Raw genomic sequence first — 13,249 nt, forward strand, 5'->3', positions numbered from 1 at the left:
CCATGGCAGATCGCAAAGCCCCCCCTCCGGTGCGCAAAGAGGCCAAACCCAAGCCGCAGCCCAAGCCCCGTGTGTCCAAGGTCGAGCCGCGCAGCACGACGGGCCGCGAACCATCGGCGATGCGGCTGACGGCCTGGGTCGCGCTGGCCATCATCCTTGTCGATCAGGTGCTGAAATACTGGGTCGTGCATGTCCTGGAGCTGGACCGCGTGCGCGCCATCGACGTGCTGCCGCCCTGGCTGAACCTGCGCATGGCGTGGAATCAAGGCGTGAACTTCGGCCTGATGTCCAGCGAGCAGGACTTCATGCGCTGGCTGCTGATCGGTGTGGCCGTCGCCGTCTGTCTGTGGGTCTGGATCTGGCTGGCCCGTTCGGGTGCAGGTCGGATGGCGCGGATCTCGGGCGGGCTGCTGATCGGCGGCGCCATCGGCAATGTGATCGACCGGATCTATTATGGCGCGGTGGCGGATTTTCTGAACATGTCGCTGCCGAACTGGCAGAATCCCTACAGCTTCAACGTGGCCGATATCGCGATCTTTGCAGCAGCGATCGGGCTGATCTTTGCGCCTGCGGACAACAAGGTCGACAAGACCCGTGACGAGCCTCGGAATTCACGCTAGAACGGGCCGAACGAAAAGGGGGCAGGCCGGAATGCGGGCATTTGCGCTGACAACAATGATCGCGGTCGGGCTGGCAGTTGCTGGCTGCAGCAACAATCCGCAATTGATGAATATCCAGTCCGGGCAGGATGGCCCTGACGAATTCGCGATTCTGCCGACCAAGCCATTGTCGATGCCGGCTGATCTGAACGTGCTGCCGGCGCCGTCGCCGGGTGGTGCCAACATCACCGACCCGACGCCCTTTGGCGATGCGGTTGGTGCTTTGGGCGGCAATCCGCAGCGGCTGGCCGATAATGGCATTGCGGCTGCAGATGGCGGTTTGGTCAACTATTCGTCGCGCTACGGCGTGCAGCCGGGGATCCGCAGCGAACTGGCCGTGGCTGACCGGGCCTGGCGCTCTGCCAATTCGCGCAGGTTGCTAGAGACGCTTGCACAGACCAGCGTTTACATGCGGGCCTATCGTCCGATGATGCTTGACCCGACGGCAGAACTGCTGCGCTGGCGTCGTGCCGGGGCGCAAACGCCAAGCGCACCGCCGCGTATCGAAGAGTGAACCAGGCAGAGGCGGCCGTTATCAGGGCCGCATTGCCGCGCCCCAGGGAAAGCGGCCGACCTTGATCGTCTTGATCGGGTTGCGCGCGGCCACGTCGATTACCGTCACGTCGCCCGATACGCCATTGGTCGTGAACAGCTGCGAATTGTCGGGCGAAAAGGCCATGTGCCAGACGCGGCGGCCAACCAGAATGTAATCCTCGACCTCCAACGTGGCCATATTCACCACAGCGACATGATTCGCCGGACCAAGCGCGACCCATGCGAATTCGTTGGCTTCGTCGAACTTGAAGCCGACGGGCTGGATCTTGTCGGGGTGGATATTGGGCATATCAAAACGCACCTTGCCCAGTTCGGCCTGCGTTTCGGTGTCAAATATCGTGATCGTGCCACCGATTTCCGAACTGACCCAAAGCTGGCTGCCATCGCTGGTGAACTCGGCATGGCGCGGGCGGCTGTCGACCAGTGTATTGGCGAACAGCTGCTGCGTTTCCGTGTCGATCCAATGCGCCATATTCGTGGTTTCACTGGTCGTGATCGCGATCTTGCCATCGGGGCTGACAGCCATGCCTTCGGGCTCGATCCCGACATTGATCTGGGCCACGACTTCGTGGGTTTCGGTGTCGACGACAGTTGTGATCGCGTCGTCCTCGTTGGCGATATAGAGGTGCCGGTTATCGGGATGCAGCACGAATTGTTCGGGATCCTCGCCCGAGGGCAGGTCGTGCAGAATCTCACCTGTGTCGGGGTCCATCACCTGCACGGTGTCGCTGTCGGAGGCGCAGATATAGACGACGCTGTGATCGTGACTGAAAATGATGCCGCGAGGGCGCTCGCCGGTGGGGATGGTGCGGGTGACCTCCATGCTGTCGACGTCGATCACGCTGATGGTGTTGTCCTTTTCATTCGTCACCCAGATTTCGGCGGCCATCGGGGCGGTGGCCGCCAGAAGGGTCAGGCAGGTCGAGGCAAGGGTAAGGCGATAAAGCGACATCGGATTTCCTGTCAGATCAATTGGCAAAGGCAGTGCAGGTCGTTTCGGGGCGATCGGCGCCCATCGTGTCCAGTTCGGTCTGCTGATGCATGAAGCCCTCTAACGGGGCTTGTGCGACGACCGCGCGATCATGAACCAGGGGGATGGGCTGGCGCATTTGTCCGTCCCAGTCCCGAAAGCTTTGCTGCCGGCCTTTGAAGCCTGCCAGTTCGAAATCGTCCGATAGCAGGAAATCGCGCAGGGCGGACGGATCGGCCACGCCGCTACGGGTCACGGCCTCGCCAATGCTGCGCACGGCGGCCCATGCCGCGTAATCCTGCGCCTGCATGTCGCGACCGGCCAATTCGTCGAAGCGGCCTTGCAACTGTGCCGCGCCCCATTGCTCGACCACCGGGGACCATGCGGTCGCCACGATGCCCTCGGTTCCGGCGGTCGGGCGGGGCAGCCATGTATTATAGGGGATATAGCGGTCGAAATCGTCCAGCGTATCAGCCAGCAGCAACAGGTCATACTCACCCAGATCCTGCGTGAACAGCGGCACCTCGGCGCTGGCATTTCGGCGCATGTCGGCGTCGAATTCCCAGGTTTTTCGCGCCTCGATCTTTTGCCCGAACTTCGTGGCCGAGGCGTCCAGCGCCGCCGCGAATTCCGCGTCGCCGGGATGACCGCCCTGTATCAATGCCAGTCGCGACCAGCGCCGCGCCGAGATGAACTGCATCAGCGCATCGCTGAGCATCGCGTCCGATGGCGCGGTATGCAGCAGGTTGGCGCGGCAATCCTGCTGGCGCAAGCGATCCTCACCCCGCGCTGTGTTGAACAGAACCGCGCTCCGGGCTTCGGGCAGATCCGCGATCTGCACGATGATATCGGCGGGGGCATCGATCAGCAGCAGGGGTGTATCGGCCAAGGCGGCCCGCGCGGCGGCCAGGGGATCTTCGCCCTCGGGGACCAGCGTTTCGGTCAGCTTATAGTCATGGCCCATGAAACTGCCGGTGGTGGCGTTGTCGGCAAGCCCCAAGCGCGCGCCGGCCACGCCCAGATCGTCGGCCTTTGTCGCCAGATTGGACAGCACCGGCGGGGCGGGTTGTTCCACCTTCAGCCAGCCGATCGGAACGGGCAGCGTCTCCGCCCAAAGCGGCCCCGTCATTGCCGAACCGATCACCGCGGCAGCCGAAAGACGACGCAGTGATGTTTGTACCTTGGATTGCAATGCCTGCATCGAACTCTCCCTTATGGCCCAGCTTAGAACCGCCAAGGGTGCGCCCCAATTCGACCATGGTCCAATGCCGCAGGGCCGCCTTGCCGGTCGTCGCGACCAATGTCGAATAGCCGTGTTCGCCCACGGATCGTTAGATCAGGGCAACGACATCCTGAGGAGGAGTGTGTCATGTCCGGATTTGTGAAGACGAGCGACCGCGTGGCGCTGGCTGCGGCTGTTTGTGCCGCGCTGATGGTGCCGACGGTTGCGCTGGCCCATGGTGATGTGGCTCCGCAGGCAGTGGATGTTTCGGGCCTGCCCGAACTGGCCGAAGGCGAGGTGCTGACAGAAAACCCCTACCGGGCCGAGACTGCGGGCGAAGAGGCCTGGGCCAAGGCCGTAGAGATCGGCGCATCGGGCTATGTCCAGAACTGCGCGCGCTGTCATGGGCTGGAGGCGATTTCAGGCGGGCTCGCGCCTGACCTGCGCTTTCTCGAGGCCGAGGAATACGGCGATGAATGGTATATCGAGCGTTTTATTCAGGGTTACACGCAGGGCGGCGTGACCAAGATGCCCGCCTTTGGCGAGGTTCTGGGCCAAGAGGCAGGCTGGGCGATTCGCACCTATGTCGAGACCCGGCCTGACGGCGACCAGCTGGGTGAGGTCTCGTCCGAACTGGGTGAGATCCGCGACACCTTGCAGGCGGCGGCCGATGGCGGATCGGCCGATAGTGCCGCGATTGCCAGCCGGCTGACCGAGATCGGCGGCCAGATCGAGACCATGTCGGGCGCCCCGGTTTCCGACAATATCGCCACCCATGCGGGCCGGGTGCTTGCGGCAAAGCCCGAGGCCTACGATCAGGCCGCCGAGATCCTGACCGTCGGGCTGTCGGTCGCCCACTGATGCGATCAACAGCCGGAATCTGGGCAAAAGGGGGGGCGCTTTGCGCCCTTCTGGCCGTTCTGGGGGCCGGTGCCGCTGACCCTGTAAAGGCACAGCAGCCGGCGGATGCTGCAAGTGATGGCGGGCTGTCGCCCTTTGCCGTGACCAACGCCCCGGCGGGCGCGCCGAGCACCGCCAAACAAGACCCTTGCGCCGATTATATTCCGCAGCCCAAGCCGCAGAATGCCAGCCGCGATATCGTCGGACAGGATCTTGATACGATTGTCGAGCGCGGCTTTATGACCTTTGCCGTCTACGACGATTTTCCGCCCTATTCCTGGCAAGACGGCGACACGCCGACGGGTGTCGATGTCGAGATCGCCCGCCTGATCGCCGACAGCATCGGCGTCGATGCGCGTTTTACCTTTGTGATGGCCGGCGAGAATCTGGAAACGGACCTGCGGCTGAACATCTGGCAAGGCTCGGCGCTGAACGCGCCCGTCGTCAATGTGATGATGCGCGTCCCCTATGACAGCCATTTTGCCTGCCGGGTCGAGCAGGTGGTCTTTAACGGCCAGTATGCCGAAGAAAGCATCGCCATCGCTTATGCCGATAGCGACTATCCCGATGGCGGTCCGGTGCCCGCCTATTTCCGTTTCGACACGGTCGCGGTCGAGAACGATTCGATCTCTGATTTCTACCTCAGCGGCTTTGCGGGCGGCCAGACGGCTGCCGGGGTGCGGCGCTATCCAACCATGGCCGAGGCGATGCAGGCGCTGGCGGATGGCGAGGTAATGGCGGCGATGGGGCCGCGCGCGCAACTGGAATACGGCATCGCTCAGGCGGGCCCGGATGCCGGTATTTCGCTGCACCAGCCGCCCTTGCCCGGTCTGGCAAAGTCGCGCTGGACCTTGGGAACGGGCGAGCATTTCGCCTATCGTCCGCTGGCCTATACGGTGGATGATGCCATCGCCGCCGGGCTGCAAGACGGACGCATCGCCGCGATTTTTGAAAGCTATGGCCTGACCCATCAACCGCCTGACAGATAGCGGGCCTAACCGCCTGACGGGACGACGGCGGCCAGAAATCCGCGCAGTTGCGCCATATCCAACGGTTTTTGCAGCAATGCCAGCCCCTCGGCCAGACAGGCCTCGACCAGAGCGGGTGAGCGGTCGGCCGAAATGATGCGACCGGGACGGCGGCCATAGCGGGCCTCGATCTCGCGCGCGAGGTCCAGACCGGTTTCACCCTCGCCAAGCTGATAATCCAGCAGCAACGCATCGGGCACGATCCCGGCCTCGTCCAGCAGGGTCAGCGCCTCTGCGTAAGACCCGGCCTGCAGCACGCTGACGCCCCAGCCATCCAGCAGCGCAACCAATGCTTCGCGCAACTGGTCGTCATCATCGACCAGCAACACGATCAGCCCGTCATCAGGCAGGATCAGCTCTTCGCCATCCGCAATGGGGTGGGGGGTGGTACTGGCATAACCCGCCGGCTGTGAGCCGGCCAGAGGGACGGTCACCTTGAAGACACTGCCGCGCCCCTGAACAGATTGCAGTTCCAGCGGATGGTCCAGCCGCGCGCAGGCGCGCTCTACGATGGCCAGTCCCAGCCCCATGCCTTCGCTGGCGCTGGCACGGCGGTTCAGACGGCGGAATTCCTCGAAGATCACGCGCTGGTCTGCCTCTCGGATGCCGGGGCCGGTATCCCAGACTTCCAGCCGGACGGTGCTGCCACGCCGGCGCGTGCCGATCAGCACCCGGCCGGTTTCGGTATAGCGGATCGCATTCGAGATCAGGTTCTGCAGGATCCGCCGCAGGAAGGCCGCATCGCTGACGACGTGGACATTGCTGGGCAGGATGCGCAGATCCAGCCCCTTGGCCTCGGCCAGGGGGGCCAAGGCGCTGGCAACCGGGCGCAGGATGTCGATAAGCGGGAAAGGATAGCGATCCAGCGGCTCTTCCTCGCTGTCCAGACGAGAGATATCCAGCAGCGCCTCGATGATGTCCTCGACATTCTGCAGGGCCTGTTCGGCCTTGGCGATTGTGTCGCCATGCGGCCCCTCCTTGGCGCCGGTCAGATAAAGCTTGGCGGCGGACAGGGGCTGCAGCAGGTCATGGCTGGCGGCGGCGACAAACCTGTTCTTGGCGGCATTCGCACGCTCGGCCCCGCGCAGTGCCTGCTGCAGTTCCGCCGTGCGAATGCGCACGCGCTGTTCCAGCGACTGATTGACCCGTTCCAGATCGGCAAGGCTTTCGCGCTCGCGGGTGATGTCGGTCATACTGATGATAAAACCGTCATCGGGCAGGTTCTGCATAAAGGTTTCCAGCGTGCCACCCTGCCTGCCCGGCAGTTCCAGAAACACCGGCGCGGTCCGCAGGCGCTGGTCGCGAACCCAATCGCTGATGCGGTTGCGTGTTGCTGTATCCGGCATCACGAACAACTGCTGCAACTGCTCCACCACGCGTTCGAAATCCGAGCCGATGCGAAACGCCGAGGGCGGCAGGCGGGTCAGGATGCGAAACTGCGAGTTCCACAGAACCAACCGCGCGTCGCGGTCAAAGACGGCCACCCCCTGCGCCAGATGATCCAGCGCGGCGCTGATCACCTGTGACTGGTTGTCCAGCAGGTTTTCGCGCGCCGCACGCTCGGCCCGGATCAGATCGGTCACGTCGGTCTGGATGATCGCGGTGCCGCCATTGGCGGTGCGGTGCTCGCTGATCTGCAACCAGTGATCGCCGGTCAGGCCAATGGTCAGGTTGGCATGGGGCTGGCCGTGGCTGCCCATCCGCGCCCTGCGCCAATCGTCGCGCGAGGTGCCCTCGGACAGCCGCAGATGGGCGCTTTCGCTGGCCAGCCTGATGTAATCGGCAAAGCCCATGCCCAGTTGCAACCGCTCGCGAATGTCGCGCAGACCCCAGCAGAACCGCGTATTGAACAGCTTGAGCTGGTCGTCCTGATCAAAAAGGGCAAAGCCTTCTTGCACCGTTTCCAGCGCGCTTTCCACATCGCGGCGCTCGCGCTCGATCTGGGTGTTGGCATCCGACAGCCGCTCGTTGCTTTCGTTCAGCAGGCGCAGGGCGGTTTCCAGTTCCGAGGTCCGCCGGCGGACCTCTTCTTCCAGCACCACGGCTCGTTCGAACTGCGCATAGGCGGCACCATCGGCATCTGTCTGTGCCTCGACCCGGTTCATCAGCGCCTTGCAGATCGCGCCCAGCTTGGTCAGTTGCCGTTCAGGCGGGTCGGCGGGGTCCAGCAGGTGATTGGTCATCGCGCGCCGGATCGATGCGGGTGATAAAAAGCGACGCCGGTCATGGTCATGTTCACATGCATCGCGCCATATTGTTCACCATAGGTCGAGAAGCCGACGACATCATGGCGGCGCAGGCTGTCGGACATCTGGCGGGTCAACTGGGTCTGTTCGGCCTCTTGCCGGCGCAAGATGCAATCGCACATCAGGATGCGGTCCAGATCGCCTGCACCCGCAATCGCCTGCAGATCCTGTTCCAGCGTCTGGGCAATGTCGCGGTTCTGGGCCACCGTCAGCACCACGCCTTCGTCGATGGCCGAATAAAAGACCAGATCGCCATCCTCGGTGATCCGCTGGATCGAACGCACATAGAATGCCCCGCCGACGCGCACGACCAGCGGATGCGCCGAGAAACTGAGCGTCGTCAGCTGATCGGGGTCCTTGCCCAGAATGCGGGCATATTCGCGCGCGGCAGGTTCATCATTGATGCGCTGGACGATCCGGCGGTCGCGGTCTGCGCGCGTCACGACCATGCGGCGGTCGCCTGCCTCAAGGTGATCAAAGCTAAACACCTTGATCGGGCAGTCGGTGCGCACAAAGGCGATGACGGCGGCATTGGTCATCACATGCCCGCCGCGCCCGATCAGGCAGCGCTCGAACCGCAAGCCGTCCGCAGCGGAACCGCCGAACAGCGGCACCGGCCCAAGGCCCTGCGCCACCATGCGCATCAGGGCGTCTTCGCGCATGGTCAACCCGTCAACCATGAGAAAGGCGAACTCGTGCCGGAAATCGGGTCCGTCCTCGGCGGTCATCTGGCGCGCCAGGATCATTTCGCGGACCTGCAGGCTGGGGTCCATCGCGCCCAGATCGGGAATGGTCACGACAGAGGTGCGGAAATGCGTATAGGGCAGACCGATCGCAACGATCTGATCCTCGACATAGCCGCCGGCGATCTCGCCCGCGGTGGTACATGCGATGACCTCGGCATCCGGAACCGCCTGACTGGCCGCGGCGCAAACCGCCGCAAAATCGGCACGTGGCGTGACGAACAGCGCCAGCAGGGCCAGATCGTCGCCCATTGCCTGGCGCAACGCCCCGCCGATATCAGCGCAATGCGCGTCCAGTCTTGCGACGCGCGTCAACCGCTCGGGGCGGTCGGTCACGGCTCGAACGAACCAAGGCTGCCGATGCGCGCCTCTTGCGCGACCAGCACGGCCTGAGTGCGGCTGTGAACGCCCAGCTTGCGCATGATCGAGGTGACATGCGCCTTGACCGTGGTTTCCGCAATCGACAGCTCATGCGCGATCTGCTTGTTGAACTTGCCTTCGCAGATCAGCGCCAGAATGCGGGCCTGCTGCGCGGTCAGGCTGTTCACCCGGTCGCTTGCGGAATTGCCCGGCGTGCTGTCCGTGGCGCGCGGCAGAATTGTGCCCTCGGGCAGAAAGGTCTGACCCCGCGAGATGGCGTCAAAGGCCGACTGATAGACATGGCGCTGGCTGTGCTTGGGGACAAACCCCGCCGCACCTGCATTGATCGCCGCCGCAATGATGCGCGGATCGGTGACCGAGGACACGATCAGCACCAAAGCGGTGGGCGCTGCCCGGCGCACGCGGATCAACCCATCAAGACCGTCTACATCGGGCAGGTTCAGATCCAGCAGGATGATGTCGGGCGGCGATCCGTTTTCCAGCCGCTCGACGGCCTCGTTCAGCGTTTCGGTGGCGGTGACATCGGTAATGCCCTGCACCATCCGCAAGGTGATCGAGATGGCGTCGCTGAACAGAGGGTGATCCTCGACGATCAGGGCGGTTTCGATCCGGCGTCGCTCGCCGTCACTTTTCGAATCGGGGTATGTGGCTTTTGGCTGCATGAAGCCAGCATAGCGCGATTGCGAGGCGCCGCGCCACGGTTGCGTGTCATGCGGGGGGCGGGTCATGGCAGCTCCGTGACGATATCGCCATTCGGGGCGATGGCGGTGATGCGCGTAGCCGCAGGTCGGGCGCGGCGCAATATGTCAGCAAACGCGCTGCGATCTGCAAAACACAGCGCGGTGGACAGCCCATCGGCCAGCGCCGCGCGGTCGGCCTCGACACTGATCGTCGACCATTGGGGCGGGGCTGCATCCAGCGGGTTCAGGATATGGCCCGCCGGCCCAAGCGCCATGGCGCCGGGCGACGAGGTGGCGACCGCGTTGCCCGACAACGCCCGCGTCAGCACGACGCCCAGATCCGGGTCGCCGACGCCCACGCGCCACGGTCCGCCAAGTGCCGCGAATTCGCCCATATCGACCAGCGCCTGCGTCAGCCCGTGCTGGGCCAGCGTGTCGCGCACCGCATCCGCCGCAAAGCCCTGCGCGATGCCGTTCAGTGTCAGCGCCTGGCCGCGGCCTAGCCGGATTGCCCTGGGTCCGATCACCACCCGGTCCCAGCCAATCGCTGCGCGCGCAGGTGCCGGATCCGTGCCGCTTGCCAGCGCCTGCCAAAGCGGCTGAACCGTCGGATCGAACCGCCCGCCCGTGAGGGTGTGGACCTGCGAGCAAAGGCGCAAAAGCGCGGTGAAATCCGCATCGGGCCGTTCAAGAACGCCATCCCTGTTCAGCCGCGACAGGGCTGAGTCGGCGCGATAGAGGCTGAACAGCGCCTCAATCCGGCGCAACTGTTGCAAGGCTGCGCGCAGTGCCGGTTCTGTTTCAGCCGGGTTGCCGCGCAGGGTGATGCGCGCATCGGCGCCCATGACAATGCCCTGCCAACTGGCTGCCTGCGCCGGGCTTGCGGCGACGGCGCAGGCACTGATAGCCAGAAAGCGGCGGCGGGTCAGACGGACGCTCATTGTGCTGCCTCGGGCAGGCGCAGGGCGCGACGATTGCTCAGCACCAGCGGCACGCATTGCTTTGGATCGTCATGGATGGTCACGCAGTCCAGACATTGGAAACATTCAGAATAGTCGATCTGCCCGGTCTTTTTGATGGCCGAATAGTTGCAGCGCACCCGGCACAGCTGACAGGGCGTGCCACATTCCGCCCGCCGCGCGATCCAGTCGCGCCCGCGCAGCAAGCCGCCGATTGCCATGAACGCGCCTAGCGGGCACAGGTAGCGACAGAACCCCTTGAAGGTCACCAGCCCCAGCACCAGCCAGAACGCGGCATAGGCGACATAATACCAGTCGCGGATAAAGAAGGTGGTGATCGCGGTCTTGAAGGGCTCTATCTCGACGGCCTTGTCCAGATGACCGGGCGAAATCAGCATGGTCGCCACCAGCCCGGCCAGCGCTACGTATTTCACCCTCTTGAGCCGGGCATCCCACCGGGCCGAAGGTTCGATCCGGGGCAGCCGCAGCGCGCGGCCGATATGGTGGGCAAATTCCTGCAGCGCGCCGAACGGGCATAGCCAGCCGCAAAACAAGCCGCGCCCCCACAGCACAAAACCCAGAATCGCCGCCGCCCAGATCAGCAGCGAGAACGGATCATACAGCAGAAAGCTGAGACTGCGCCCGTCGATCAGCGCACGTCCCACGCCAAGCGGTGTGACGATGGACAATTGCCCCTGTCCCCACCAGCCGATGAAACCCACCACGATGGCCAGAATGGTCAGCCGGATCGGTGTAAAGGCGGCCAATCCTGCCAGCCAGCTTTGCCGCAGCAGCAACAGGGGCAGCAGGACGCCCAAACCCACGGCCAGCAGGATCATGTCGGTCTGGCGGTTCTGCAGCGCCTCGCGCCACGGCGGCAGGGTCTGGATAACCTCTGGCGTCAGAAAGAAGCGCGGGTCAGAGGCATAGTCGACTGCGATATGCTGGCTGCCCAGTTCCGGCTGGAACATCCCGTGTTCGCGCACCACCTGCACCTGCAATGCCCATTCCTGAACGGGGTTAAAGCCAAGCCGCCGGTCGGTGCGCAGGATCATCGCGGCACCGTCATGCAGCGCGGCGGGCACCTGATCCGACAGGCCGACCAGCAGATCAGCGTCGCGCAACGCAACCGGCAACCCGCCCTGCTCGGCGGTCAGACGATCCGGCGCGGTATTGCGTACGAAATCCTCCGAGACCAACCCATGGCGGCCGGTATCAATGACCAGAAACGGCTCATCATCCGGAGAGATCTGTTGAAACGCCTGCAGCTCGCGCAGGGTGGCGTCGTTCAGCAGGGCGCGGGCAATCGCGGGCGGGCCGATATCGACCAGCCAGAGGTCAAGATAGGGCGCGTCGGGTTCGGCGGCGGCCTCCGGGTCATCATCCGCCCAGATCGTGCCGGCAAACAGCTGATCGACCTCGGCATTGCTGACGCGCTGATGCGCCACCAGCCCCTGCGCGACCAGATCATCCCAGGAAAGCGCTTCGTCATGGTCGGGATCGGGTGCGGCGGGCGGGCCGCTGGCCACGCCCTGCATCCGTTCCCGCGCAACTTGCAGAGCGGCGGCCAGCACGCTTTCATGTGCGATCCGCACGCTGGCCGTGGCCTTGGTCACCCCGTCCAGATAGACCAGATCACTGCCCGCCCCGCCGCGGCCATAGGCATTGCCCACGACCATAGGGTCCGCGATCGAAAGGCCGGGATATTGTTCGAAAAACGCATGGAACGGTGCCTGACCCAGCCCCGAGACGAAAATCGGCTCGTTATGGTCCAGCAGTTTCACATCCAGAAACCGTCCGTTCAGATCCAGCGTGACCAGCGCATTGATCGGCGCGCCGGAAAAGCCGGGCAGCGGCGCCAGAGGCCCGGTCTCGAACACGTACCCGGCCAGTGCGCCGCCCGAATTCAACAGTTGGTAAACGCCGGTTTCGGTCAGTGCCTTGCCCAGTTCCATCGGTGGGCTGATCAGTGCCTCGATCCGTTCGCGCGGGCTGGGCGCAAGATCTTCTGCAGCCGCCTTGTGGGCGGGCAGGGCCATCAGCCCAAGAGCGAAGATCAGGACCAGCAGCATGCGCATGACGGTCAGCCTAGCCGTGTGACATGGCCTGCCGGAATTCGACTTAGGTCTAGGGGGGATGTTACGACCATGGTCCGGATGGGCAGACCGCGCCGCACGGCCTAGCCTGACCGGCAGGAGGAGGACATGCTGAACCGCATCATCAGGGCCGCCACCTGCATCGCCATCCTACTGGCGCTGCCCGTCTATGGGCAAGCGATCGAGGATGACGGCGGCACGCTCAATCCCGACGAACTGAGCCTGGATCGGATGGCCAACAACGCCCGCGAGGGCAGGCTGGACATGATGACCTGCGCCTCGGGCTATCTGATGACCAAGAGGGGCGATCATGGCAGCGCGCGCGATACCTTTGGTGCCTGTGCCGATGCCGGCTACACCGCCGCGATGACCTGGATGAGCCAGTTGGACAATAATGGTCTTGCCGGCCCCTATGATCCCGATTCCGCCGCAGAATGGAGCCGCCGCGCCGCCGAGGCGGGCGATCCTGTCGGCAAGTTCAACTATGGGCTGGATCTGATCCGAGGCTATGGCGTCGCGCGCGACGAGGCTGCGGGCCGCGCGCTGGTTGATGAGGCTGCCACAGCAGGCGTAGAGCCAGCAATCCGGCTGCGCAACGCAGGCTATGACCCCGACGAGGTGACCCCGGATGCCGATAACTGGCGTTACGGGCCGATGTTCTGATCACCCCCAAGCCGACTGCAAATCGTGATGGCTGAACGGCGCCCCAAGCGGCGTCCGCAGGTTTGATCACGCATGGGGCGTACTGCGAATCACGACCGGATTGTATCTCATACCTAAGTCTTACTACGATACGAGAATTGATCGGTT

At 64.1% G+C, this 13,249-nt stretch carries 12 protein-coding genes; 5 read left to right on the forward strand and 7 right to left on the reverse strand.

The genetic code is table 11. From position 1 onward, the window contains the following. Nucleotides 1-2 precede the first annotated feature (2 nt). Together lspA and CUV01_RS08785 are read left to right on the forward strand one after the other, a co-directional pair. Nucleotides 3-620 carry a signal peptidase II gene (gene lspA / locus CUV01_RS08780; RefSeq protein ID WP_338418344.1) on the forward strand — a complete coding sequence of 206 codons (618 nt, stop codon included), beginning with the start codon at nucleotides 3-5 and terminating at the stop codon, nucleotides 618-620. Nucleotides 621-651: 31 nt separating this feature from the next. Further along, nucleotides 652-1,173, forward strand: coding sequence for a DUF3035 domain-containing protein (locus CUV01_RS08785; RefSeq protein ID WP_101460141.1), 522 nt, complete (start codon nucleotides 652-654; stop codon nucleotides 1,171-1,173). Between the two features lie 21 nt (nucleotides 1,174-1,194). Here CUV01_RS08785 and CUV01_RS08790 read toward each other — a convergent pair whose 3' ends face one another. Continuing rightward, on the reverse strand, nucleotides 1,195-2,166 hold the full coding sequence (locus CUV01_RS08790) for a YVTN family beta-propeller repeat protein (protein ID WP_101460142.1): 972 nt from the start codon (nucleotides 2,164-2,166) through the stop codon (nucleotides 1,195-1,197). A 16-nt stretch (nucleotides 2,167-2,182) separates the two neighbouring features. Beyond that, nucleotides 2,183-3,385, reverse strand: a complete 1,203-nt coding sequence (locus tag CUV01_RS08795) for an ABC transporter substrate-binding protein (protein WP_338418345.1) — start codon at nucleotides 3,383-3,385, stop codon at nucleotides 2,183-2,185. 168 nt (nucleotides 3,386-3,553) lie between these two features. Here CUV01_RS08795 and pedF point away from each other — a divergent pair, with 168 nt between their 5' ends. Then, the gene (pedF, locus tag CUV01_RS08800; RefSeq protein WP_101460143.1) at nucleotides 3,554-4,267 is read left to right on the forward strand and encodes a cytochrome c-550 PedF; all 714 of its coding nucleotides are present in this window, start codon (nucleotides 3,554-3,556) and stop codon (nucleotides 4,265-4,267) included. Further along, entirely contained in the window at nucleotides 4,267-5,295 is a 1,029-nt protein-coding gene (locus CUV01_RS08805; RefSeq protein ID WP_101460144.1) for a substrate-binding periplasmic protein, read from the forward strand. Before pedF ends, CUV01_RS08805 begins: the two co-directional genes overlap by 1 nt. Nucleotides 5,296-5,300: 5 nt before the next feature. On the opposite strand, the gene CUV01_RS08810 is transcribed toward CUV01_RS08805, so the two are convergent. From CUV01_RS08810 to CUV01_RS08830, 5 genes are read right to left on the reverse strand one after another with little or no spacing between them, the layout of a single operon-like run. Beyond that, nucleotides 5,301-7,517: a hybrid sensor histidine kinase/response regulator gene (locus CUV01_RS08810; protein ID WP_101460145.1), complete on the reverse strand. Its 2,217-nt coding sequence runs from the start codon at nucleotides 7,515-7,517 to the stop codon at nucleotides 5,301-5,303. After that, on the reverse strand, nucleotides 7,514-8,659 hold the full coding sequence (locus CUV01_RS08815) for an FIST N-terminal domain-containing protein (protein WP_232962652.1): 1,146 nt from the start codon (nucleotides 8,657-8,659) through the stop codon (nucleotides 7,514-7,516). Before CUV01_RS08815 ends, CUV01_RS08810 begins: the two co-directional genes overlap by 4 nt. Continuing rightward, the gene (locus CUV01_RS08820; RefSeq protein ID WP_338418346.1) at nucleotides 8,656-9,432 is read right to left on the reverse strand and encodes a response regulator transcription factor; all 777 of its coding nucleotides are present in this window, start codon (nucleotides 9,430-9,432) and stop codon (nucleotides 8,656-8,658) included. Before CUV01_RS08820 ends, CUV01_RS08815 begins: the two co-directional genes overlap by 4 nt. After that, nucleotides 9,429-10,325, reverse strand: a complete 897-nt coding sequence (locus tag CUV01_RS08825; protein ID WP_101460146.1) for an FAD:protein FMN transferase — start codon at nucleotides 10,323-10,325, stop codon at nucleotides 9,429-9,431. Before CUV01_RS08825 ends, CUV01_RS08820 begins: the two co-directional genes overlap by 4 nt. Further along, nucleotides 10,322-12,421 (reverse strand): 4Fe-4S binding protein, encoded by a 2,100-nt coding sequence (locus CUV01_RS08830; RefSeq protein WP_101460147.1) that lies wholly within the window; start codon nucleotides 12,419-12,421, stop codon nucleotides 10,322-10,324. The genes CUV01_RS08825 and CUV01_RS08830 overlap by 4 nt, the downstream gene beginning before the upstream one ends. Nucleotides 12,422-12,547: 126 nt before the next feature. Between CUV01_RS08830 and CUV01_RS08835 the strand changes: the two genes are divergently transcribed. Further along, nucleotides 12,548-13,102 carry a tetratricopeptide repeat protein gene (locus tag CUV01_RS08835; RefSeq protein ID WP_232962654.1) on the forward strand — a complete coding sequence of 185 codons (555 nt, stop codon included), beginning with the start codon at nucleotides 12,548-12,550 and terminating at the stop codon, nucleotides 13,100-13,102. Nucleotides 13,103-13,249: the final 147 nt, after the last annotated feature.

Source organism: Paracoccus tegillarcae (genome assembly GCF_002847305.1).
Taxonomy (GTDB): domain Bacteria; phylum Pseudomonadota; class Alphaproteobacteria; order Rhodobacterales; family Rhodobacteraceae; genus Paracoccus; species Paracoccus tegillarcae.